Origin of the sequence: Streptococcus oralis subsp. tigurinus, from assembly GCF_002093545.1 — a bacterium.
GTDB lineage: Bacteria > Bacillota > Bacilli > Lactobacillales > Streptococcaceae > Streptococcus > Streptococcus oralis_C.
Map to the genome: position 1 here is coordinate 1 of NZ_LNVF01000022.1, position 760 is coordinate 760.

Sequence of the window (760 nt, forward strand, 5' to 3'; positions counted from 1 at the left end):
GCGACAGCCATGTGGTTTATGTCTACAAGAAGAAAACGCCAGCTCCACAACCGAAGACTGGTAATGTGGACGTGAAATACATTGACGAAGACGGCAATGTGTTAGAAGGTCCAACGCAAGTGAAGACCAATGCCCCAGTGGGCGAAGACTATACGACTGAGCAAAAGACCTTCGACGGTTATGAGTTTAAGGCTTTGTCATCAGACTCAGCTCCAGCCAATGGTAAGGTGACGGAAGGCGACAGCCATGTGGTTTATGTCTACAAGAAGAAAACGCCAGCTCCACAACCGAAGACTGGTAATGTGGACGTGAAATACATTGACGAAGACGGCAATGTATTGGAAGGTCCAACTCAAGTGAAGACTAATGCCCCAGTGGGCGAAGACTACACAACAAGTCAAAAGACTTTTGACGGTTATGAGTTTAAGGCTTTGTCATCAGACTCAGCTCCAGCCAATGGTAAGGTGACAGAAGGCGACAGCCATGTGGTTTATGTCTACAAGAAGAAAACGCCAGCTCCAACTGTACATCCAATTACTTCTTTTGTAGATACTAAGGGGAATACATTAATTCCAAGCGAAGATGGCGAACAACCTAAGAAAGACATCCCAGGTTACCGCTTCGTAGAGACTAAGAAACTTCCAAACGGCGACACTGAACATGTCTACGAAAAAGTGAAGACCAGTCACAAGGATAAGGAAGGCAACGACATTCCAGGATATCCAAGTGAAGATGGCGAACAACCTAAGAAAGACATCCC

General features: G+C 45.9%; 1 protein-coding gene. It reads left to right on the forward strand.

Going from position 1 to position 760, the window contains the following annotated elements:
* Positions 1-760, forward strand: a 760-nt coding sequence (locus ATE34_RS10870; protein WP_241500558.1) for a MucBP domain-containing protein, incomplete at both ends; no start/stop codon positions are given.